Below are 22102 nucleotides of genomic sequence, written 5' to 3' on the forward strand. Positions count from 1 at the left end.
ACGAACTAGCTCTGCTCGCCCCTGGGGACGAAGCCGTCCAGGACCTTCTCCAGCGCCGTCTCGAAGATCGCCTCCAGATCGATCGGCCCCGCGTCCTCGGCGAAGGCGGCGGCCATCCGCGGGTACGCCCCACTGGCCACCTGGCTCCCCAGGTACGCGATCCGTACCGCGTCCTCCTGCTCCTGCGACCAGGGCAGGGACCGGGAGCGTTCGGCGGTCGCCAGCTCGTTCGAGACGTACGTCGTCACGACCCCGTTGAGCATCGCGACGAGCTGCATCTTCATGCCGTACGTCATGTCGTGCAGCGGATCCAGGCAGGTCAGACAGTGCTCCAGGTACCGCAGCGCGTGGGGGCTGAACCCGTACACCGGTGACATCAGCCCCGGCAGCCAGGGGTGCCGCAGCATCAGCGCGCGCGTCTGGCGCCCCACCCGCAGCATGTCGGCCCGCCAGTCACCGCTCGGCTCCCACAGCTCGTGCTCGCCGCCGGCCGCGTCCACCATCAGCTCGTACAGGTCCTCCTTGCGGGGGACGTAGTTGTAGAGCGACATGGTGCCGCAGCCCAGCTCGGCGGCGACATGCCGCATGGACACCGCGTCCAGCCCGCCCTCGTCGGCGATCCGCACGGCCGCGGCGGCGATGTCCGCGCGGGTGTACGCGGGCCTCGGCCCCCGGCCGGTCCGCTCGGGACGGGCCCAGATCACTTCGGGTACGGCCGCTCGGCCCGCCATGGATCATCACCTCGCCCCCCATCGTAGTTACGTACACCGTACGTAGTGCGCTATGGTCGACACATGACTACTACGTACGGTGTACTTAGTGAAGGTCTCGAGAAGCGGTTCGGTGAGGTGCGCGCCCTGCGGGGCCTCGACCTCGCCGTGCCGCAGGGCACGGTCTGCGGGGTGCTCGGGCCGAACGGCGCGGGCAAGACCACGGCGGTACGGCTGCTGACCACGCTGCTGCGGCCGGACGCGGGATCGGCCAGGGTGGCCGGCCACGACCTGGTCCGGGAGGCGCCGGCCGTACGGCGTGCCATCGGCGTCACCGGGCAGGACGTCTCCCTCGACGGGGACCTCACCGGCCGCCAGAACCTGCGGCTCTTCGCCCGGCTGCACCGGGTGCGGGGGCCGGCGGAGCGCGCCGCCGACCTCCTCGACCGCTTCGGCCTGACCGAGGCCGCCGACCGCCCCTCGTCCACCTACTCCGGCGGCATGCGGCGCCGCCTCGACCTCGCGGCGAGCCTGATCCGCCGGCCGGCCGTGCTCTTCCTCGACGAGCCGACGACCGGACTCGACCCGACGTCCCGCACCGGCATCTGGGAGGCCGTGCGCGAGCTGAAGCAGGACGGCACCACGGTCCTGCTGACCACCCAGTACCTGGAGGAGGCGGACCGGCTCGCCGACGACATCGCCCTGGTGGACCGCGGCCGGGTCGCCCACACGGGCTCCCCCCGGCACCTCAAGGCGCTCATCGGCTCCTACGCCGAGGCGGTCGTCGCCGACCCGGACGCCCTCACGAGGGCGGCGGGCGTGCTCGACCGGCTCACCGGCGCGCAGCCCTCGTTCGACCACGCCCGGGGCGCCGTGGGCGCGGTCACCCGGGACGGCACGCTCACCCTGCCCCGCCTGGTGCGCGAACTCGACGCGGCGGGCGTGCCGTTGCTCGACGCGAGCCTGCGACCACCCACCCTCGACGAGGTGTTCCTGCGGCTCACCGCCGACCGGGACGACCGGGAGGTCGCCGCATGAGCACCCTCGCCCACGACGGCACCGCCATGCTGGGCCGCCAGCTGCTGCGCGTGCGCAACAACCCGGCGCTGGCGATCCTCACCCAGACCATGCCGATCACCATGCTGCTGTTCTTCGGTTATGTCTTCGGCAGCGCCCTGGCGATGCCCGGCGCCGAGTACCGCGCCTTCCTGGTGCCGGGGCTGCTGGTGGCGACCGCCGCCAACGGGATCATGACCGGGATGTTCCAGGCCGCCCAGGACCTCCACCGGGGCGTGACGGACCGGCTGCGCACACTGCCGGTGAGCCGGGCGGCGGTCCCGCTGGGGCAGGCGCTCGCCGACCTCGTCGTCACGGCGGCGGGCACGCTCCCCCTGCTGCTGGTGGGCCTCGCGGTCGGCTGGCGCGTGGAAGGGTCGGCAGCCGCCGTACTCGGCGCGGTGGGCCTGCTGCTGCTGTTCCGGTTCGCCTGCACCTGGGTCGGGATCCTGCTCGGGCTGCTCTCCCGCAGCGAGGAGGCGGCCGGACAGCTGGGCAGCGCCACCTTCATGCTGCCGCTGCTGTCCAACGCCTACATCCCGACGGACAACCTGCCCGGCCGGCTGCGCACGCTCGCCGAGTGGAACCCGATCAGCGCGGTGACGACGGCCCTGCGGGACCTGTTCGGCAACGCGTCCGTCCCCGAGGGCGCCGCCTGGCCGGTGCGCCATCCGGTCGCCGGGTCGCTGGCCTGGTGCGCGGTGCTGATCGCCGTCTTCCTGCCGCTCGCCGTACGGAGGTACGCCGGCGCCGGCCGGTGACATGATCCCTCCATGGATGGACTCCCGCTGCCCCTGGAGGGCCTCACCGTCGTCGCCGTCGAGCAGGCCGTCGCGGCCCCGTTCGCCACCCGGCAGCTCGCCGATCTGGGCGCCCGGGTGATCAAGGTGGAGCGGATCGACGGCGGCGACTTCGCCCGCGGCTACGACACCGCCGCGGGCGGCCTCGCCTCCCACTTCGTGTGGTGCAACCGCGGCAAGGAGTCCATCGCCCTGGACCTGAAGGACCCGCGCGGCCTGGCCGTCGTACGGCGGCTGGTGGCGGACGCGGACGTGTTCGTGCAGAACCTGGCGCAGGGGGCGGCGGCCCGGCTCGGCCTGGACGCGGCCACCCTGTGCGCGGCGCACCCGCGGCTGGTCGCCGTGGACATCTCGGGGTACGGCTCCGGTGGCCCGTACGCGGACAAGCGTGCGTACGACATGCTCGTGCAGTGCGAGGCGGGGCTGGTGTCGGTGACCGGGACGGCCGGGCAGCCGGTGAAGGCGGGGATCCCGGCGGCGGACATCGCGGCCGCCATGTACGCCTTCTCCGGGGTGCTGGCGGCGCTGGTGCGGCGGGGCACGACCGGGCGCGGCGGGCCGGTGGAGGTGTCGATGCTGGAGGCGCTCGCGGAGTGGATGGGGCATCCGCTGCACCACACGATCCACGGGGGCACTCCCCCGGAGCGCACCGGTCTGGCGCACGCCGTGATCGCGCCCTACGACGCCTACCCCACCGCCGACGGCGGCCGGGTGCTGCTGTCGGTGCAGAACGACCGCGAATGGCGGCGGCTGGCCGAACAGGTCATGGACCGGCCCGACCTGGGGACGGATCCGGCGTACGCGACGAACGCGGCACGCGTGACGCACCGGGAGCGCACCGACGCGCTGGTGGCGAAGACGCTGGGCGCGCTCGGCACCGACGAGGCGCTGGCCCGGCTGGAGCGCGCGGGCATCGCGTGCGCGCGCCTGCGGGATCTGCGCGAACTGGGGGACCATCCGCAGCTGGCGGCCCGTGAGCGGTGGCGGGAAGTGGGTTCGCCGGTCGGGCCGCTGCGTGCGCTGCTGCCTCCGATCACACTGCCGGGTGGGTCGGAGGCGCGGATGGGGGACGTTCCCGCGCTCGGGGAGCACACCGGAGCGCTGCTGCGTGCCGCGGGGATGACGGACGAGGAGATCGCAGCGCTGCGCCGGGACGGTGTGGCCGCCTGAGCGCGGGGATCAGTGCCGGTGTCCGCCGAACAGCGAGCGGCGCAGTCGACGCAGCGGCGCGAAGAGCGAGACCCGGCTCACCCGCGCACCCTGAGGGCTGCGCTCATGGGGCTCACGCGCGGTCAGCTCCCGCATGAGCGTGGTCGCCTCGAGCGTCTCCCGCTGCGGTATGGCGGGACCGCCCAGCACCGCGAGATGGCGGTCGAGGCGCGTACTGGTCGCGCTGCTCCCGCAGGTGATCGCAGGGACCCTCGCCCTGCTGCGCATCGTTATCTGTTCCATGTCACTCCCCACCCGTACGAAACCACCCGGCCCGGGCAGGGTAACCCTATCGCCCCGTCCGGGCACGCGTGTATCGAGCTCACAGGAATCACCTTCCCCGTAAGGGGGTTGACGACCCCTCCTCGATCACTCTCCGAATCCAACCGATTTCAGGGTGAGTTGGACAACCGGCTGGCTGGTGGGCTGAGCTGACCCTCCGTCGGGCTCCACGGTCACAGCGAGTGACGTCGCCGTCCTGTCGAGACCGGTCGCGACCAAGGGCGTGTCACCCTCGAAGAGCCCGAGGGAGCGCGGTTGCACGTTGGGGCGCATGAGCCACAGCTGGTGCACCCGTCCGGTGGGGAGGTCCGCGTATCCGGTCAACGTGATGACCGCCTCCTTCTCAGAGGCGGAAGCGATCACTCCGATACTGCGGCCCCGCTCGTCGGTGCCGGTGGTCGCGCGAACGTCCGGAGCTGCGAGAACGTGGGCGATCTCACGTGCCTGGGTGCGCTGGGCGTCCAGTTGGTCCTGGGTGCGGTTCGCCTGGACGGCGAAGAGCCCGGCGACCACGAGGGCCGCGGCGGCCGTGGCCGTGGCGAACGGCACGAACAGCGGGCGGCGCGCGCGGGGCGCACGGGAGCGTCCCGGCGGCGGTTCCGTGCCCCAGACATGTGGAGGCAGTTGGGGCGCACGCTCCCGCACCGGCGCACGCCCCAGCTCCTGCGGAGTCCGCTGGACGGCGGCCAGGACCCGTTCACGCATCGCGGCCGGCGGCGGCGCGGCCTGCGACCAGGCCAGCCGGACGGCGTCCTCGGACAGCGCGCGCACCTCGACGGTGCACCGGCCGCACTTCTGGAGGTGCTTCTCGAAGCGGCGGCGCTCGTCGGGTTCCAGGGCGTCGAGCGCGTAGGGGGCGGCGAGCGAGTGCCGGTCCTCCCTGCGGAACAGCGGACCGAGGACGCTCATGCGGCACCTCCCAGGCAGTGGCGCAGCCGTGTGAGCCCGTCCCGCATGCGCGTCTTGACCGTGCCGAGCGGCAACGACAGCCGCTCGGCGACCTCACGGTACGTGTAACCGTCGTAGTAGGCGAGGGTGACCGACTGGCGCTGAAGCGCCGTCAGCCGGTTCAGGCAGCGGCGTACCAGCTCCCGTTCCAGGCCCGCCTCGACCTCCTCCGAGACCTGGTCGAAGGCGGGGTCGTGGTAGCGCCGGCCCTCGCGCTGCTCCCGGTCGACGGCGGCCCGGGCGCTGCGCACCCGGTCGACCGCGCGCCGGTGGGCGAGGGTGAGGATCCAGGACAGGGCGCTGCCACGGCCGGGGTCGAATCGGGCGGCGGAGCGCCAGGCCTCCAGGAGCACCTCCTGGGTGACCTCCTCCGACTGCGCGGGATCGCGCACGACGCGGCGCACCAGTCCGAACACCGGTCCGGACACCAGTCCGTACAGCTGCTCGAACGCCTTCTGGTCGCCTCCCGCGACGAGCACCAGAAGCTCGTCCGCCTCCATCCGGTCCCCCTCTCCGCGGCCGCACCCGGGCCGACCCGTCACACCAGGCATTCGCAACGGACACACCTCCGGATGGGATACGGATCAAAAGACCGAAAACGCGGGTCGAGCAGCGAGAAAAACTTTTTGGATTTCGACCAATCCGATCGGCCGTCCGCTGCGTATCACTGTCCGTCAGGCAAGTTGGCACGGAGGACGGACGGCATGACAGCTATCTCCAGCAGCGGCGCGGGACGCAGGAGCGTCGCCACTCTCATATGCGGTGCGCTGGCCGCCGGGGGGCTCGTGGCCGCCGGTGTGGCCACACTGGCACCGGGTGCGGCACACGCATCCAGCCACCGGGAGGCCCCCCTCATCTCGGGGACCCCGCAGTACGACAACACGGACCTCTACGCGTTCGTCAGCCCGGACCACCCGGACACGACGACGATCGTGGCGAACTGGATCCCGTTCGAGGAGCCGGCCGGCGGCCCGAACTTCTTCCCGTTCGCCGAGGACGCCCAGTACGACATCCACATCGACAACAACGGTGACGCGCAGGGCGAGCTGCTCTTCCGCTACACCTTCAAGACGCACGTGAAGAACAAGAAGACGTTCCTCTACAACACGGGCGCGGTCGAGAGCCTGGACGACAAGGACCTCAACGTCACCCAGACCTACGACCTGGAGCTGGTCAAGCTCAAGAACCAGAAGGTCGTGCACAAGACGAAGCTGGCGGACGACGTGCCGGTGGCGCCGTCGAACGTGGGCAAGGCGTCCATGCCGAACTACTCCAAGCTGCGCGACCAGGCGATCTACAAGCTGCCGGGCGGCGCGAAGACCTTCGCCGGCCAGGCCGACGACCCGTTCTTCCTGGACCTGCGCGTCTTCGACCTGCTCTACGGCGGCAACCTCTCCGAGGTCGGCAACGACACCCTCAAGGGCTACAACGTCAACTCGATCGCCCTCCAGGTGCCGACCGACATGATCACCGAGTCGGAGCACCAGCCGATCGTCGGCATCTGGTCGACCACGCAGCGCCGCAACGCGCAGGGCTATTACTCGCAGGTCTCGCGTCTGGGCATGCCGCTGGTCAACGAGGTCGTCAACCCGATCAAGGACAAGGACAAGTTCAACGCGTCCGCGCCCTGGGACGACGCCCAGTTCCTGAAGAACGTCACCAACCCCGAGCTGCCGAAGCTCATCGAGGCGATCTACAAGATCAAGGCCCCGGCGGAGCCCCGCAACGACCTGGTCGACGTGTTCCTCAAGGGCGTGAAGGGTCTCAACCAGCCGCCCTACGTGAAGCCGTCGGAGCAGCTGCGCCTCAACACCTCGATCAAGCCGACCGCCAGCCCCAAGCGACTGGGCGTGCTCGACGGCGACAACGCGGGCTTCCCCAACGGCCGCCGTCTGACCGACGACGTGATCGACGCCTCGCTCCAGGTCGTCGAGGGTGAGCTGGTCGGTTCCAAGAACGACCTGGGTGACGCGGTCGACAAGAACGACAAGAACTTCGAGAAGTCCTTCCCGTACGTCGCCCTGCCGACCGAGGGCTCGCGCGGCCCGCTCGCCAAGGGTGTCAGCGGCGGCACCGACGTCCGCAGCGCGCTCGGTGACGCCCTCCAGCCGGCGTCCTCCACCGAGAGCAACACCACGCTGATCGCCGCGTCCGCGGGCGCCGGCGCGGCCGGCATCCTCCTCATCGGCGGCGGCCTCATGTGGTGGCGCCGGGCCACCCGCGGCAGCGGAGGCCGGGCCTACCGGGGCTACTAGGCCCTGATCCGGACCGGGCCGGACCGGAGTGCCCCCGAGCACTCCGGCCGGCCCCGCGTCCGGGCGGGCCGGGGAGAATCCTGCACTCCCCGGCCCGCCCCACGACTGGCGCGGCCCGCGTACTCATCCCCCACGGCGCGGGCCGCGCCACCCCACCCGCAGGCTGATCCACCCCAGGCGACCGAGGAGAGGCATGTCCGCGCGTAGGAACGACGGCGAGCCGGAGCGCGAGCGACCGGTGTCCGGTCCGGAGTCCGGTCCGGAGTCCAGCCTGGGCTCCGTTCCGGGCTCCGGTCCGGAGTCCGAGGACACGCCCTCGACGGAGCACCTCACCGACACGGAAACCCTCCCGGAAGCCGACGAGGAGGCCGGTTCGGAACCCGACGCCGAAGCCGTCTCGGAATCCGATTCCGAGGACGCCTTCGCCGTACAGGACGCCGAGGCCACCGAGACGCTGGAAGCGTCCGAGACCGACGAACGGGTCGCCGCCGTACGCCGGGTCGCCGCCGCCGGACGACGCTGGCGCGGACTCCAGCTCGGGGCCTGCGCGGCGATGCTGGCCGTGGCCCTCACGGCCGGCGCGATCGCCCTCGGGGCCGCCCACGACGGCCGGGACACACCCGTGGTGGCGGCGGCCGCGGTCTCCCCCGGACTGCTCGCGAGCGCCGACCTCGACCAGGGCATCGCCTCGCTCCAGGCCCATCTGCGCGCCCAGCCGAGGGACTTCGGCGGCTGGGCCACCCTCGGACTCGCCTACGTCGAGCAGGCCCGCACCAACGGCGACCCCTCCCGGTACCCGCAGGCCGAGCAGGCCCTGAAGCGCTCCCTCACCCTGCGCCCCGACAACGACCAGGCGCTCGCGGGCCGGGCCGCCCTGGCCGCCGCCCGCCACGACTTCCCGAACGCGCTGAAGTACGCCGACCTGGCGCTGAAGCAGAACCCCTACAGCGAGCGCGCCCTGTGCTCCCGGATCGACGCCCTCGTCGAACTCGGCCGCTACGAGGACGCCGAGCGCGCGGCCGACACCGCCGACGAGCGGCGGCCGGGCGTCCCGGTGTTCACCCGGTACGCCTACGTCCACGAACTGCGCGGCGACGTCACGACCGCCCGCCGCGTCCTCGACCAGGCGCTCAGCTCGTCCACCTCCCCCGGCGACATCGCCTACGTCGCCGCCCAGCTCGGCCAACTGGCCTGGAGCCAGGGCGACTACGAGGACGCGCTCACCCACTACGCCCGCGCCCTCGCCGCCGACGAGAACTACCTTCCGGCGCTGGAGGGCAGGGCCCGCGCCCAGGCGGCGAGCGGCCGGCGGGCGGAGGCGATCGAGGGCCTGGAGAACGTCGTCGCCCGCTTCCCGCTCCCCGGACCGCTCGTGGAACTCGGCGAGCTGTACGAGGCGCGCGGCGCCGAGGGCGACGCGGCGAAGGCCGAGGACCAGTACGTCCTCGTCGACGCCTGGACCGCCCTCGCCCGCGCCAACGGCGTCAACGCCGACCTCGACACCGCGCTGGCGGCCGCCGACCACGGCGACCGGGCGGCGGCGCTGCGCGCGGCCCGCGCCGAGTGGGACCGCCGGCAGACGGTGCACACGGCGGACGCCCTCGCCTGGGCCCTGCACGTCGACGGCAAGGACGCCGAAGCCCTTTCCTACGCCCGCAAGGCCACGGAGACCGGCTACCGCAACGCGTCCTTCCTCTACCACCGCGGTGTGATCGAGCGGGCCACCGGTCATGCCCGGGACGCCCGTACCCACCTCTCGGCGGCCCTGAAGCTGAACCCCGGCTTCTCCCCGCTGGGCGCCCGTGAGGCCCGTACGGCACTGAAGACGCTGGAGGCGGACAAGTGAATCCCCGTCGTCTGTTCGCCTCCTGCGGGGCCGTGCTCACGGCCGGCTGCGCGCTCGCGCTGATCCCTTCCACCAGCGCGAGCGCGCACCCTCTCGGCAACTTCACGGTCAACCGCTACGACGGTCTCGTCGCCTCCCCCGGACAGCTCCGGGTCGACCATGTCGAGGACCTCGCCGAGATCCCGGCGACCCAGGCCAAGCCGGACATCGAGCGCCTCGGCATGGACGAGTGGGCCCGCCGGCGGTGCGCCACGGCCGCGTCGGGCAGCGAGGTCACGGTCGACGGCCGCGCCGTCCCGCTCACCGCGGGCACCGCCGAGGCGGTCGTACGACCCGGTCAGGCCGGGCTCGACACGCTGCGGGTGGAGTGCCGGCTGACGGCCCCGCTGCCCGCCGACGACACGGTCTCCGTCACCTTCCACAGCGCGGGCGCCTCCTCCGGGCCCGGCTGGCGGGAGATCACCGCGCGCGGCGACCGGACGACGCTCGCCGCCTCCGACGTGCCGAAGACCTCGGTCTCCGACGAACTGTCCACGTACCCCAAGGAGTTGCTCTCCTCGCCGGCCGACACCGCGAGCGCGTCGCTGCGGGTGCGGCCCGGTGGTCCGGCCCTCGTCGAGGACGACGGGCGGGACGCGCCCGCCGCGTCCGTGCTGCCGCGCGGCGCCGACCGGTGGACACGCGCCCTGGACAGCCTGGTCGCCCGGCAGGACCTCACCCTCGGTTTCGCCGCCCTCGCGCTGGTGATCGCCGTCGGCCTCGGCGCGATGCACGCCGTCGCGCCCGGCCACGGCAAGACCCTGATGGCCGCGACGGCCGCCGCCCGGGGCGGCAGGGCCCGGATGAAGGACGTCCTGCCGCTGGCCGCGTCGGTCACCGTCACCCACACCCTGGGCGTGGTCGCCCTCGGCCTGCTGGTGACCGCCGGTTCGGCCGCGGCCCCGTCGGTGATCGCCTGGCTCGGCGTGGCCAGCGGCGCCCTGGTGCTCTGCGCGGGCGTCACCCTCGTACGCCGGGCGTGGCACGGCCGGGGACAGGGTCACACCCACAGCCACGGCGGCCACACGCACACCCATGGCCCCGGCGGTCACACCCACGGGCACGGCTCCGACGGCGACCACCCCCACGGTCACGGGCACGGCCACGACGGCGGCCACGATCACGGGTCCGGCCACGGGCACGACCACGACCACGAGACCGCTCCCGCGCGTCGGCTCGTGCTGGCCGGCGCGCAGAGCGGACCGCACGCCCCCGCCGTCGTGAAGGCGCCCGCGCCCACCCACGGACACGACCACGACCACGGACACACGCACGAGCACGGACATACGCACGAACACGCCCACGACCACGACCACGACCACGGTCACGAGCACACCCACGGCGGTCGCACCCACACCCACGCCACCGCCCCCACCCTCCGCGGCACGATCCTTCTCGGCTTCGCCGGCGGCATGGTGCCCAGCCCCTCGGCCGTGGTCGTGCTGGTCGGCGCGGCCGCGCTCGGGCACGCCTGGTTCGGGCTGCTGCTCGTCGTCGCGTACGGCGTCGGACTCGCGCTGACCCTCACGGCCGCCGGCTTCGCGGTCGTCAGGCTGGGGTCGGGCGCGACCCGCCTGCTGGACCGGCAGCCGCGCTGGACCGCCCACCCCGTGGTGACGCTGGTCCGCCGCAACCTGCCGGTCTGGTCCGCGCTGCTCGTCGTGGCCCTCGGGGTCGGACTGGTGTTCAAGGGGGCCGCATCTGTACTCGGCTGAGCTACGTTTGTGGGGTTGCGGAGGATTTCGCCCGGATGCGATGTGCGAATGGGGGACGCGGTGTCCGAAGAACCGGGCGGTGAGCGGCTGATCGCGGGCCGCTACCGGCTCATGACCCCGCTCGGCGAGGGCGGCATGGGCACGGTGTGGCGAGCGCGGGACGAGGTGCTGCACCGTGAGGTGGCCGTCAAGGAGGTGCGCGCGCCGGCCGGGCTGGCCGCCTCCGACATCGAGCGGATGTACGCCCGGCTGGAGCGCGAGGCGTGGGCCGCGGCCCGGGTCGCCAACCGGAACGTCGTCACGGTGTACGACGTGGCCATGGAGGACGGGCGCCCCTGGATCGTCATGGAGCTGGTGCGCGGGGTCTCCCTCGCCGACCTGCTGGACGCCGAGGGTCCGCTGGAACCCGCCCGTGCCGCGCACATCGGCGCCGAGGTGCTCTCCGCGCTGCGGGCGGCGCACGAAGCCGGGGTGCTGCACCGGGACGTGAAGCCGGCCAACGTGCTGATGTCGAACGACGGCCGGGTGGTGCTGACCGACTTCGGCATCGCCACCGTCGAGGGCACCTCCGCGCTGACCATGACCGGCGAGGTGATCGGCTCCCCGGAGTTCCTCGCGCCGGAGCGCGCGCTGGGGCGCACGCCGGGGCCCGAGTCGGACCTCTGGTCGCTGGGCGTGCTGCTGTACGCGGCGGTCGAGGGCAACTCGCCCTTCCGGCACGACACCCCGCTGAGCACACTGCGGGCGATCGTCGACGAGGAGCTGCCGCCGCCGCACCGGGCGGGGCCGCTGGCGCCGGTGATCGAGGGTCTGCTGCGCAAGGACCCGGCCGAGCGGCTGCCGGCCGCCCGGGCGGAGCAGGATCTGCGGCTGGTGGCCGCGGGCGGCAGCCCGCGCGCGCAGACGGCCCGTTCGGTGCCGTACGCGCCGGATCCGGGGACGCTCGCGAGTGCCTCGGGGCCGGTCCGCCGGGACACGACGGCGGCCACGCCGGTGCCCCCGGTGCCGGGCCCGCCGTGGACGGGCACCACCACGGCACCGGAGCCGGAGCGCAACCGCCGGGCCGGCGTCGCGCTCGTCGCCGGGGTGGCCGTGCTGGCGCTGGCGGTGGCCGGGCTGACGTACGGGCTGCTGAACCGGGACGACGACAAGGGCGGGGGCGGCACCGGAGGGGTCACCAACAGCGGTACGGAGAAGGTGAGTTCGCCGCCGACGCAGCAGGAGAGCAGCGAGCCGGCCTCCGCGTCGCCGAGTGCGAGCCCGAGCCCGAGCGCCTCGACCAGCGCCCCGCGGCAGACCGTCGCGGTGACCGTCAGCGGCAGCAACACGGACTACCGGGGTTCCTGTCCGCCGCCGGACGCCTCCGCGCCCGCCTTCACGGCGACGATCACGGTGAACGTGCTGCCCGCGCAGGTGTCCTACCGCTGGGTGTCGAGGGACGGCGAGCTGTCCGGGCAGACCTGGAAGACCCTCGACTTCCCGTCGGGGGGCGGGAAGTCGAAGCAGGACAAGGTGATCGTGTCGACGTACGCCGAGAGCGGGACGTACCAGAACGCGATCGGTGTCGAGGTGCGGGATCCGGTGAAGGTGACGTCTCAGTACGTGCCGTTCTCGGTCACCTGTGAGACGGCGACGCCGACGGGAGGGACCTCCCCCTCGCCTTCGCCCTCGGAGTGAGGACCCAGAACCGAGAAACCGAGAAACCGAGAACCGAGGGTCCGTCCGGTGGACGGGCCCTCAGCCGGTGGGTCTAGGCCGCGCTGTTCAGGACCGGCAGGTATCCGCCCGACTGGCCGGACGCGGTCGGGTGGTAGGACACGCCGATGTTCAGCCAGTTGAGGCTGTGCAGCCAGGAGCTGCCGGAGCAGATCTCGTGGCCGGCGAAGGTGGTGCGGACGTCGCCGAACACGTAGCCGTGGGCGGCGGCGCGCTTGGCGAGGGCGGTGTTGAGATAGTCGGCCGCGTTGTTGATGGCGGAGCGCTTGGTCTCGGACAGGCCCACGCAGACCGTGCCGAGCTTGTAGAAGCGGGGGTAGCCGATGACGACGACGCGGGCGCTCGGGGCCTTGGCGCGGATCGCCGAGTAGACGCTGTCGAGCTTGCCGGGGAGTGTCGAGTCGACGTACGCCTTGGCGGTGTTGATGCGGTTCAGGCAGGTGCTGTCGGAGCCGGTGACGCAGGTGGTCATGACGTCGGCGAAGCCCGCGTCGTTGCCGCCGACGGTGATCGAGACGAGGCCGGTGGAGGAGTTGAGGCCGCCGAGCTGGTTCGCCAGGACGTCGCCGGTCCGGGCGCCCGAGCAGGCCGCGAAGGTGAACGAGGCGGGGGCGTGGGCGGCGTTCCAGAGGTACGGGTACGCCTTGGTGCTGCGCTTGCAGTCGCCGCTGGAGCTGATGTAGCTGTCGGCGCCGACTCCGGAGGAGTAGGAGTCGCCGAGCGCCACATACCCGCCGGCCGCGGCGAGGGGGGACGCCTGTGCCGCGCTCGCCCCGGTGAGGGCTGTGCCGACGGCCAGGAGGAGCGAGCTGACGAATACGACAAGTCGGGAACGTCTCATGGAACCTCCCTTTAGCAGGATCTCTGCCACAACTGTCGTAGCAACTACGCGTGTCGACCGGAAGTGTCCATGCCAAGACTTTTCCGGCCCCGACCCGACCGGTCACCGCCCCTTTCTGATCGCGACATTGCGTGGCCATGTCAAGATTGTTGACAGCTTCTCAACTCCCTTGTTCCACGCCGGTGGTCGGCCGAGGCTTTACCCCGGCCGAGGACGGAACACGACGCCCGAGGCCGTGCGTGCGACAACGCGCGCACCCCCCACAGCCGCCCGCCCCACCCAGGGCGCGCTGCCCAGAGGAGGACTCCCTCGTCATGGCACACCTGCGCAGCACCAAGGTCCGCACAGCCGCCGCCACCACCGTGGCGGCCGCCGCTCTCGTCGGCGGGCTCACCGCGCTCCCCGCCCAGGCCGCCCCGGCCGAGGGCAGGGTCCTCGCGGCGAACTCCCCCACCGCCGTCAAGAACAGCTACATCGTGACCCTGAAGTCCCAGGCCGGCTTCAAGGCCTCCTCGGCGACCGGCAAGGACCTGATCGAGGAGTACGGCGGCACGGTGCGCAAGACGTTCGGCGCCGCACTGAACGGCTACACGGCCACCCTCTCCGCGACCGAGGCGACGAGACTGGCCGCGGACCCGGCGGTCGCCTCCGTCGAGCAGAACCAGACCGTCCGCGTGGCCGACACCACGCAGTCGAGCGCCCCCTGGGGCCTGGACCGCATCGACCAGACCTCGCTCCCGCTCTCCACCACGTACACCTACCCGGACACCGCCGGCGGCGGTGTCACGGCGTACGTCATCGACACCGGTGTCCGCATCACCCACTCCCAGATCAGCGGCCGCGCCTCCTACGGCTACGACGCCGTCGACGGCGACACCACCGCCTCCGACGGCAACGGCCACGGCACCCACGTGGCCACCACGATCGCGGGCTCCACCTACGGCGTCGCCAAGAAGGCGAAGATCGTGGCGGTGCGGGTGCTCGACAACAGCGGCTCCGGCACCACGGCCGGCGTGATCGCGGGCATCGACTGGGTGACCGCCAACCACTCCGGCCCCTCGGTCGCCAACCTCTCGCTCGGCGGCGGCGCCTCCAGCACGCTCGACACCGCGGTGCGCAACTCCATCGCCAGTGGCGTGACCTACGCGGTCGCGGCCGGCAACAGCAGCGCCAACGCCTCCTCCTACTCCCCGGCCCGCGTCACCGAGGCCATCACCGTCGGCGCCACCACCAGCACCGACGCCAGGGCGAGCTACTCCAACTACGGCTCGGTCCTGGACATCTTCGCCCCCGGCTCCTCCATCACGGCCGGCTGGTACACCAGCGACACCGCGACCAACACCATCTCCGGTACGTCGATGGCGACCCCGCACGTCGCGGGCGCGGCCGCGGTCTACCTGGCCGGTCACACCTCGGCCACCCCGGCGCAGGTCGCCACGGCCCTCACCGGCGGCGCGACCACCGGCAAGGTCACCAGCCCCGGCACCGGCTCCCCGAACCGGCTGCTGAAGCTCGTCCCGTGACCCCGGCAGTACTGATCTGACCCCTCGTTCCCCGGAGGTGCCCGTCGCCTCCGGGGAACACCCGTGCCCGCCCCTCGCACACGTGTCTCCTATCGGACGCACCGTTGTGTAACGGTCAAACGAACAAAAAGGTGAGAGGCCCTCCAAGGTCTTGCCATCCGGGCTTAATCATCAATACCGTCATACATCTCACTCGCATCGGACCGTCGGTAACGGCTCCAGGGGAGGGCTCAGGGACCGCGGCGGCATCCGGCGCGAGAGCGCGGTAGGGGGGTGCCGTGCTCGGTGACCGCACCGGTGACCGAGTCGTGCCGCGCGGTCGGCCGCCGTCGTTCGCCGGTGGCCGGTCAGCTTTGCCAGCTCACCCGGCATGTGCGCGGAGATCGTTCCGCCATGGGTGGGAAAACAACCCCCCTTTCGAACCGGACGTGGATTCCGGGCCGCCCAGGGGCGGGCGGCCCACCGGACGAGAGGGACCAGACTCATGAGTTCCGTTCTTCAACCGGCGACATCGGGCCAGGATCTCGAGGCTCCGTCGATCGTCGGCAAGTACCGGCCCATCTCCTCTCACCTGGCCATCGCGCCACCGGTGAGCGTGGTCATCCCCGCGATGAACGAGGCCGAGAACCTTCCGTACGTCTTCAAGACCCTGCCGGACTGGATCCACGAGGTGGTCCTGGTCGACGGCAACTCCAGCGACAACACCGTCGAGGTGGCCCGGGAACTGTGGCCCGGGGTCAAGGTGGTCGGACAGCAGGGGCGCGGCAAGGGGGACGCGCTGATCACCGGCTTCGAGGCGTGCAGCGGCGACATCATCGTGATGGTCGACGCGGACGGCTCCGCCGACGGCAACGAGATCGTGTCGTACGTCTCCGCCCTGGTCTCCGGCGCGGACTTCGCCAAGGGCTCCCGCTTCGCCAACGGCGGCGGCACCGACGACATGACCTTCATCCGATGGCTCGGCAACCGGGTGCTGTGCGCCATCGTCAACCGCAAGTTCGGCGCCCGCTACACCGACCTGTGCTACGGCTACAACGCGTTCTGGCGGCACTGCCTGGACAAGATCGAGCTGGACTGCACGGGCTTCGAGGTCGAGACCCTGATGAACATCCGGGTCGTCAAGGCCGGGCTGAAGGTGCAGGAGATCCCCAGCCACGAGTACCTGCGCATCCACGGCGTCAGCAACCTGCGCGCCGTCCGCGACGGGCTGCGCGTACTGCGGGTGATCCTCAAGGAGCGGTCCAACCGCCGTGCGCTGCGCCGGGAGGGCCGCCGTTCGCCGATGCTCGACTCGGTCCGGGGAGAGGTGTCTTGAGCACGCTGGGCATCTCCGTCGTCATCTGCGTGTACACCGAGGACCGCTGGGAGGACATCCTCGCGGCGGTCGCCTCGGTGCGCGCCCAGACCCACCCGGCCCTGGAGACCCTCGTCGTCGTCGACCACAACGCGACGCTCCTGGACCGGCTGGGCAAGGAGTACAAGGAGGACGGCGAGGTGCGGGTGCTGCCCAACGCGGGCCCGCGCGGTCTGTCGGCCGGCCGCAACACCGGCATCGCCGCCTCCCGCGGCGAGGTCATCGCCTTCCTCGACGACGACGCCGTGGCCGAGCGGGACTGGCTGCGGCGCTTCGCCGACCCCTACTCCGACCCCCGGGTGCTGGCCGTCGGCGGCCGGGCCGTGCCGGTGTGGTCCTCGGGCCGGCGGCCCGACTGGTTCCCGGAGGAGTTCGACTGGGTGGTGGGCTGCTCGTACCGGGGCCTGCCGCACGGCCGGGTCCGGGTCCGCAACATCCTCGGCGGCAACGCCTCCTTCCGGCGGACCGCGTTCGACGTCGTGGGCGGCTTCGCCACCGGCATCGGACGCGACGGCAGCAAACGTCCGATGGGCGGCGAGGAGACGGACCTGTGCATCCGGCTCAGCCGCGCGAGACCCGACGCCATCCTGCTGATGGACGACCGCGCGGTGATCCACCACAAGGTGCCCGAGGCGCGCGAGCACTTCGGCTACTTCCGCACCCGCACCTACGCCGAGGGCCTGTCCAAGGCCCTCGTCGCCCGCAGCGTCGGCACCGAGAAGGGACTGGAGTCCGAACGCCATTACGCCGGACGGGTGCTGCCCGCCGGTGTGGTGCGCGGGCTGCGCGACCAGTTGCTGGCCCGCCCCGGCGGGGCCCGGCGGGCGGGCGCGATCGTCGCCGGGGTGCTGACGGCGGCCGGCGGGTACGTGGTCGGCAGCCTGCGGGCCCGGCGGGCGGGCACGACGTTCGAGGTCGTCCGGATCGGGGCCGTACGAGAAGGGGAACGGGAGGACGCCGCATGACGCAGGCCCGCGTGCCGATCCTCATGTACCACGCGGTCGCCGCCGACCCGAACGAGGCCACCCGGGCCCTGTCCGTCACGCCCGAGGCGTTCGCCGTGCAGATGGACGTGATCGCGGACCGGGGCCTCACCCCGCTCACCACGGCGGACCTCGCGGCCCGCTGGCGGGCCGGCCGGCCGCTGCCCGGCCGCCCGGTGCTGATCACCTTCGACGACGGCTACGAGGGCGTGCACCGGCACGCCCTCCCGGCCCTGGCGAAGCACGGCTTCCCCGCCACACTGTTCGTCTCCACCGGCTGGATCCGGGGCACGTACGACACCGGCGGCGGCCTCGACACCATGCTGGACTGGCCGCAGGTGCGCCGGCTGGCGGACGCCGGTGTGGAGATCGGCGGCCACAGTCACACCCATCCCCAGCTCGACCAGCTCGACGACCCGGCGCTGCGCGCGGAACTGGTCCGCTGCCGGGACATCGTCGCCGGCGAACTGGGCACCCCGCCCGCGTCGTTCGCCTACCCGTACGGCTACTCCACCCGCCGGGTGCGCACCGAGGTCCGCGCGAACGGGTTCGCCCAGGCGCTGGCCGTGGGCAACTCCCTCGCACGGCGCGCGCAGGGGCCGTACGCCCTGCGGCGGGTGACCGTGCGGCGCGGCACCGGCGCCGAGGAGTTCGAGCGGCTCCTCGACGGCCACGCCGTCGGCCGCGTGTTCGCCCGCGACCGGGTGCTGACGAAGGGGTACGCGGTGGTGCGCGGGACACGGCGGCTCCGGCGGCTGGTGTGAGCGCGCGGTGGCCCCGGCGGCATCCGCCGGGGCCACCGGCGACAGGCCGGACGTACCGGACAGTGCCGACACACGGCGCGCACTGCGGAAACCGGGTGCAGACGGGGCCCTCGTGCCGGATCATGGCGGCATGTCTGCGCTCCCACACGACGCTCTGCCGATCCGGCTCAACGTCGACGACTCCGACTCCCCGTCCGATGTCGTCGACGCGCTGTTCCTCGGCCGCTTCGCGACGGGCGAGCAGCCGTACTCGCACGCGGCGAACATCGACCGGGTGCGCTCCGGCGCGACCCTGCTGCCGCCGCACGCCCGCGTGCTGCGCGTCGCCCGCGACGACGACCGCAGCGCGACCCTGGCCGAGGGCGACGGCTGGACCCTGCTGATCTCCCGCTGGAACCGCGGCGCCGACGTCACCGTCACCGCGACCACCGCCGAACTCGCCGCCGAGGTGCTGAACGAGGCGACGGACGGCGCGGCGGACGAGCCCGAACCCCAGCCGGAGAACGTGACGATGGGCTTCTGGTACGTGTCCCCCCGGCGCGGCCCGCACCGCACCACCCGGCAGATCTCCGCGGGCACGTGGGACGAGGTCCGCCCCAACTACACGGCGCCCGTGGCCGAGGCGATGGACCACCTGATGGGCACCACCCCCGAGGACATCGCCGGGCGGCTGCTCCTGCTGCACGGCCCGCCCGGCACCGGCAAGACGTCCGCGCTGCGCACCCTGGCCCGTTCCTGGCGGGACTGGTGCCAGGTGGACTGCGTGCTGGACCCGGAGCGGCTCTTCTCCGACGTCGGCTATCTGATGGACATCGCGATCGGCGAGGACGACTCCACGGGCAAGGGCCGCTGGCGGCTGCTGCTCCTGGAGGACTGCGACGAGCTGATCCGCGGCGAGGCCAAGCACACGGCGGGCCAGGCGCTGTCCCGGCTGCTGAACCTCACCGACGGCCTGCTCGGCCAGGGCCGCAACGTCCTGGTGGGCGTCACCACCAACGAGGACCTGGAGCGTCTGCACCCGGCCGTGGTCCGCCCCGGCCGCTGCCTCGCCCGGATCGAGGTCGGCCCGCTGACCCGCCGGGAGGCGGTCGACTGGCTCGGCAGCGAGGAAGGTGTCGGCCGTGAGGGCGCGACGCTCGCGGAGCTGTACGCGCTGCGCCGGGGCACGTCCCCGACGTCGCTGCCGGAGCCGCGGGGCGGGTCGGACGCGGGCCTGTACCTGTAGTGGTTCCATGGAGGTATGACCCTGTACGTCGGCACGTCGGGCTGGCAGTACAAGGACTGGCGTGAGGTCCTGTACCCGGCCGACGTGCCCGTGCGGCGGTGGCTGGAGGAGTACGCGGAGCATTTCGCCACCGTCGAGATCAACAACGCCTTCTACGGGCTGCCGTCCCGGGACACCTTCGCGTCCTGGGCCGGGCGGGTCCCGAAGGACTTCGTGGTCGCCGTCAAGGCGAGCCGCTATCTGACCCACATCAAGCGGCTGCACGACCCGGAGGAGCCGGTCCACCGGCTGATGGCCCACGCGGCCGGCCTCGGCGCCCACCTCGGCCCGGTCCTCCTCCAGCTCCCCCCGACCCTGCGCGCCGACCCCGCGCTGCTGGACAGCTGCCTGGCCGGCTTCCCGCTCGGCACCCGGGTCGCCGTCGAGCCGCGCCATCCGTCCTGGTCGGCACCGTCGGTGCGGCGGGTCCTGGAGGCCCGGGGAGCGGCCCTGTGCTGGGCCGATGTCCGGGCCCACCCGGCCACACCGCTGTGGCGGACCGCCGACTGGGGCTACGTCCGCTTCCACGAGGGCCGCGCCCAGCCGTGGCCGCGCTACGGCCAGCACGCCCTGGAGACCTGGATCGACCGCATCGCGACGACCTGGGCCGACGGCGAGGACGTCTTCGCGTACTTCAACAACGACCTCGGTGGCGCGGCGGTGGGCGACGCGGCCCTCTTCGGCAGAACGGCGGAACGGGCGCGGCGCACGGTGACCCGGACGCCGCGGGCGCTGGCGTCGCGCCGCTGACCCACCCGGTCCCGGTCAGTCCCCGTAGGCCGCCCGCAGGGCGTCCCGTACCGCGGCCGACGCCGCCTCCTCGCTGAGCCCCAGCCGCACCGCCCGCTCGGCATAGGCCTGCGCCGCCCCCGCCGCCTCCCGCTCGGCCGCCGGTCCCGCGGCCGCCACGAACGTGCCGTTGCGGCCCCGGGTCTCGATCACGCCGTCGGTCTCCAGCGCCCGGTACGCCTTGGCGACGGTGTTCGCCGCGAGGCCCAGCGACTCGGCGAGCCCGCGCACCGTCGGCAACCGGTAGCCGACGGGCAGCACGCCCGACCGGGCCTGCTCGGCGATCTGCGCCCGCACCTGCTCGTACGGCGCGACGCCCTCATCGATGTGGATCTTCAAGGTCACGGGCCGATTCTTCCGTACCCGGCGGAAAATGAGAGGCACGGGGACCCCACTCGCCGTAGCGTGCGCTCACATGACCGTCACCGTGCGCGAGCTGCGCCCCGACGCGACCAGCGACATCGAGAGATACGTCCAGGTCCGTCATCTCGCTCTGCCCTACATGTTCTTCAGCCGGGAGTCCGTGGTCCACGAGCTGTCCCGGGCCCACCCGGACGCCCACAGCCGCAAGCTGGTCGCGGAGGAGGACGGCGAGATCGTCGGCACGGCGCAGATCGGGCTCGCCCACGACAGTCCGGAGCCCGGCCAGGGCTTCCTCAACGTGTACATCGACCCGGCCCGCACCGGCCGGGGCGCGGGGGCGCTGCTGGTGCGCACGGCCGAGGAGCACCTGGCGTCGCACGGGGCCAGGAAGCTGTTCGCCTGGGTCCTGGACGAGCCCGGCAACCGGGCCTTCGCCGAGCGGCGCGGCTACCGGGCGAGCCGCTGCGCCCACTTCCTCGTGCTGGACCTGGCGTACGGCACGCTGCCGCCGCTCCAGGCTCCGCCGCCCGGCGTCGAGGTGCGTGCGGCCGCCGATTTCGCGGACGACCCCCGTCCGCTGTTCACGCTGGACGCGGAGACCGTGTCCGACGAACCGGGCGACATCGACGCCGAGCTCGACGACTACGAGGCCTGGCTCACGCAGACCTGGCACCACCCCCTGCTGGACCGGGAGCTGACCACGGTCGCCGTGGCCGACGGCCGCCCGGTCGCCTTCAGCCTGGCCCACACCGACGGCGCCCGCCGCTACCGGAGCGGTATGACCGGCACCGCCCGCGCCTTCCGTGGCCGGGGCCTGGCGAAGCTCGTCAAGAACGCCTCCCTGCACCGTGCCCGCGCGGCGGGGTTCGCGGAGGCGCACACGGGCAACGACGCGGACAACGGGCCGATGCTCGCGATCAACAAGTGGTTCGGCTACGAGATCCGCGCATCGGAGGTGCGGTATGTCCGTGAACTCGGCTGACCCCGGAAACCCGGTGGACGTCGTGCTGGTCAAGGGCGGCCGGACGAAGATCCGCTACGCCGCCGAGCTGCTGTCGGACGACGGCACGCGGATCGCCGTACGCGCCCCCTGGGCGGGTGACGGCGTGCGCGACTTCGGCTTCGTGCGGTTCGAGCCCGGCGACGTCTTCACCGAGTACTACTGGCGGGACCGCTGGTACTCGGTCAAGGAGGTCCGGGACGGGACGGGCGCGCTGAAGGGCTGGTACTGCGACATCACCCGCCCGGCGACGCGCTCCGGTGCCGAGCTGGTCGTCGAGGACCTCGACCTCGACCTGTGGCGCTCCGCCGACGGCACCCAGGTGTTGCGGCTGGACGAGGACGAGTTCGCGGACAGCGGGCTGGCGGAGCGCGACCCCGGCGCCGCGGCCGCCGCGGTGAGCGCCCTCGACACCCTGGAGGCGCTCGCGACCGTCACGGGCGGCCTGGAGTCCCTGCTGGCGTAGGGCACGCCGACGCAGGGCCCCACAGTCCTATGGAGCGACCGATCGCGGCGAAGGCGGCCGTCGCCGCGTCCCGGTCGACACCCGCCGCAGTCGCTTCGTCACTGTTTCCGCTCATGTGCCCAAGAGTGACACCCACCACTGACACTCGAATCGTGACAGCCGCCACTGACAGCACGGGC

21 protein-coding genes are annotated in these 22102 nt (G+C 72.7%); 15 read left to right on the plus strand and 6 right to left on the minus strand.

Going from position 1 to position 22102, the window contains the following annotated elements:
• Positions 1-5 precede the first annotated feature (5 nt).
• Positions 6-731, minus strand: coding sequence for a TetR/AcrR family transcriptional regulator (locus tag IE275_RS38990; protein WP_189717426.1), 726 nt, complete (start codon positions 729-731; stop codon positions 6-8).
• 63 nt (positions 732-794) lie between these two features.
• Here IE275_RS38990 and IE275_RS38995 point away from each other — a divergent pair, with 63 nt between their 5' ends.
• Genes IE275_RS38995 through IE275_RS39005 form a run of 3 tightly spaced genes read left to right on the plus strand, consistent with a single transcriptional unit; the run spans position 795 to position 3736 of the window.
• Entirely contained in the window at positions 795-1748 is a 954-nt protein-coding gene (locus tag IE275_RS38995; protein WP_189717427.1) for an ATP-binding cassette domain-containing protein, read from the plus strand.
• Positions 1745-2527, plus strand: a complete 783-nt coding sequence (locus tag IE275_RS39000) for an ABC transporter permease (protein ID WP_189717428.1) — start codon at positions 1745-1747, stop codon at positions 2525-2527. The genes IE275_RS38995 and IE275_RS39000 overlap by 4 nt, the downstream gene beginning before the upstream one ends.
• Before the next feature lie 12 nt (positions 2528-2539).
• Positions 2540-3736: a CaiB/BaiF CoA transferase family protein gene (locus tag IE275_RS39005; protein WP_189717429.1), complete on the plus strand. Its 1197-nt coding sequence runs from the start codon at positions 2540-2542 to the stop codon at positions 3734-3736.
• A gap of 9 nt (positions 3737-3745) precedes the next feature.
• Here the strand turns inward: IE275_RS39005 and IE275_RS39010 are convergent, their stop codons facing one another.
• From IE275_RS39010 to IE275_RS39020, 3 genes are all read right to left on the minus strand, one after another.
• Entirely contained in the window at positions 3746-4018 is a 273-nt protein-coding gene (locus IE275_RS39010) for a hypothetical protein (RefSeq protein ID WP_189717430.1), read from the minus strand.
• Positions 4019-4144: 126 nt separating this feature from the next.
• The gene (locus IE275_RS39015) at positions 4145-4966 is read right to left on the minus strand and encodes an anti-sigma factor (RefSeq protein ID WP_189717431.1); all 822 of its coding nucleotides are present in this window, start codon (positions 4964-4966) and stop codon (positions 4145-4147) included.
• Entirely contained in the window at positions 4963-5505 is a 543-nt protein-coding gene (locus IE275_RS39020) for a sigma-70 family RNA polymerase sigma factor (RefSeq protein WP_189717432.1), read from the minus strand. Before IE275_RS39020 ends, IE275_RS39015 begins: the two co-directional genes overlap by 4 nt.
• A gap of 204 nt (positions 5506-5709) precedes the next feature.
• On the opposite strand from IE275_RS39020, the gene IE275_RS39025 reads away from it, so the two are divergent.
• From IE275_RS39025 to IE275_RS39040, 4 genes are all read left to right on the plus strand, one after another.
• On the plus strand, positions 5710-7260 hold the full coding sequence (locus IE275_RS39025) for a DUF4331 domain-containing protein (RefSeq protein WP_189717433.1): 1551 nt from the start codon (positions 5710-5712) through the stop codon (positions 7258-7260).
• A gap of 193 nt (positions 7261-7453) precedes the next feature.
• On the plus strand, positions 7454-9106 hold the full coding sequence (locus IE275_RS39030; RefSeq protein WP_189717434.1) for a tetratricopeptide repeat protein: 1653 nt from the start codon (positions 7454-7456) through the stop codon (positions 9104-9106).
• The gene (locus IE275_RS39035) at positions 9103-10860 is read left to right on the plus strand and encodes a sulfite exporter TauE/SafE family protein (RefSeq protein ID WP_189717435.1); all 1758 of its coding nucleotides are present in this window, start codon (positions 9103-9105) and stop codon (positions 10858-10860) included. Before IE275_RS39030 ends, IE275_RS39035 begins: the two co-directional genes overlap by 4 nt.
• A gap of 60 nt (positions 10861-10920) precedes the next feature.
• On the plus strand, positions 10921-12537 hold the full coding sequence (locus IE275_RS39040) for a serine/threonine-protein kinase (protein ID WP_189717436.1): 1617 nt from the start codon (positions 10921-10923) through the stop codon (positions 12535-12537).
• A 73-nt stretch (positions 12538-12610) separates the two neighbouring features.
• Here IE275_RS39040 and IE275_RS39045 read toward each other — a convergent pair whose 3' ends face one another.
• The gene (locus IE275_RS39045) at positions 12611-13417 is read right to left on the minus strand and encodes an SGNH/GDSL hydrolase family protein (protein ID WP_189717437.1); all 807 of its coding nucleotides are present in this window, start codon (positions 13415-13417) and stop codon (positions 12611-12613) included.
• 314 nt (positions 13418-13731) lie between these two features.
• Here IE275_RS39045 and IE275_RS39050 point away from each other — a divergent pair, with 314 nt between their 5' ends.
• The 6 genes from IE275_RS39050 (at position 13732) to IE275_RS39075 (ending at position 20055) form a co-directional block, all read left to right on the plus strand.
• Complete coding sequence (locus IE275_RS39050) at positions 13732-14940, plus strand: S8 family peptidase (RefSeq protein WP_189717438.1); 1209 nt, start codon at positions 13732-13734, stop codon at positions 14938-14940.
• A gap of 484 nt (positions 14941-15424) precedes the next feature.
• Positions 15425-16255 (plus strand): glycosyltransferase family 2 protein, encoded by an 831-nt coding sequence (locus IE275_RS39055; protein WP_189717439.1) that lies wholly within the window; start codon positions 15425-15427, stop codon positions 16253-16255.
• Positions 16252-17259 carry a glycosyltransferase family 2 protein gene (locus tag IE275_RS39060; protein WP_189717440.1) on the plus strand — a complete coding sequence of 336 codons (1008 nt, stop codon included), beginning with the start codon at positions 16252-16254 and terminating at the stop codon, positions 17257-17259. Before IE275_RS39055 ends, IE275_RS39060 begins: the two co-directional genes overlap by 4 nt.
• A complete protein-coding gene (locus tag IE275_RS39065) occupies positions 17256-18041 on the plus strand; it encodes a polysaccharide deacetylase family protein (RefSeq protein WP_189717441.1) in 786 nt (261 codons plus the stop codon). Before IE275_RS39060 ends, IE275_RS39065 begins: the two co-directional genes overlap by 4 nt.
• 130 nt (positions 18042-18171) lie before the next feature.
• Positions 18172-19266 carry a DUF5925 domain-containing protein gene (locus IE275_RS39070; protein WP_189717442.1) on the plus strand — a complete coding sequence of 365 codons (1095 nt, stop codon included), beginning with the start codon at positions 18172-18174 and terminating at the stop codon, positions 19264-19266.
• 15 nt (positions 19267-19281) lie between these two features.
• Positions 19282-20055, plus strand: a complete 774-nt coding sequence (locus IE275_RS39075) for a DUF72 domain-containing protein (protein WP_189717443.1) — start codon at positions 19282-19284, stop codon at positions 20053-20055.
• Between the two features lie 15 nt (positions 20056-20070).
• Here IE275_RS39075 and IE275_RS39080 read toward each other — a convergent pair whose 3' ends face one another.
• Positions 20071-20439: a GntR family transcriptional regulator gene (locus IE275_RS39080; RefSeq protein WP_189717444.1), complete on the minus strand. Its 369-nt coding sequence runs from the start codon at positions 20437-20439 to the stop codon at positions 20071-20073.
• Between the two features lie 70 nt (positions 20440-20509).
• Between IE275_RS39080 and IE275_RS39085 the strand changes: the two genes are divergently transcribed.
• Both IE275_RS39085 and IE275_RS39090 read left to right on the plus strand, forming a co-directional pair.
• Positions 20510-21439 (plus strand): GNAT family N-acetyltransferase, encoded by a 930-nt coding sequence (locus tag IE275_RS39085; protein ID WP_189717445.1) that lies wholly within the window; start codon positions 20510-20512, stop codon positions 21437-21439.
• Entirely contained in the window at positions 21420-21923 is a 504-nt protein-coding gene (locus IE275_RS39090; protein ID WP_189717446.1) for a ribonuclease FAU-1 family protein, read from the plus strand. Before IE275_RS39085 ends, IE275_RS39090 begins: the two co-directional genes overlap by 20 nt.
• The last annotated feature ends 179 nt before the right edge of the window (positions 21924-22102 follow it).

The sequence above is a fragment of the Streptomyces phaeofaciens genome (assembly GCF_014648915.1).
GTDB classification, from domain to species: domain Bacteria; phylum Actinomycetota; class Actinomycetes; order Streptomycetales; family Streptomycetaceae; genus Streptomyces; species Streptomyces phaeofaciens.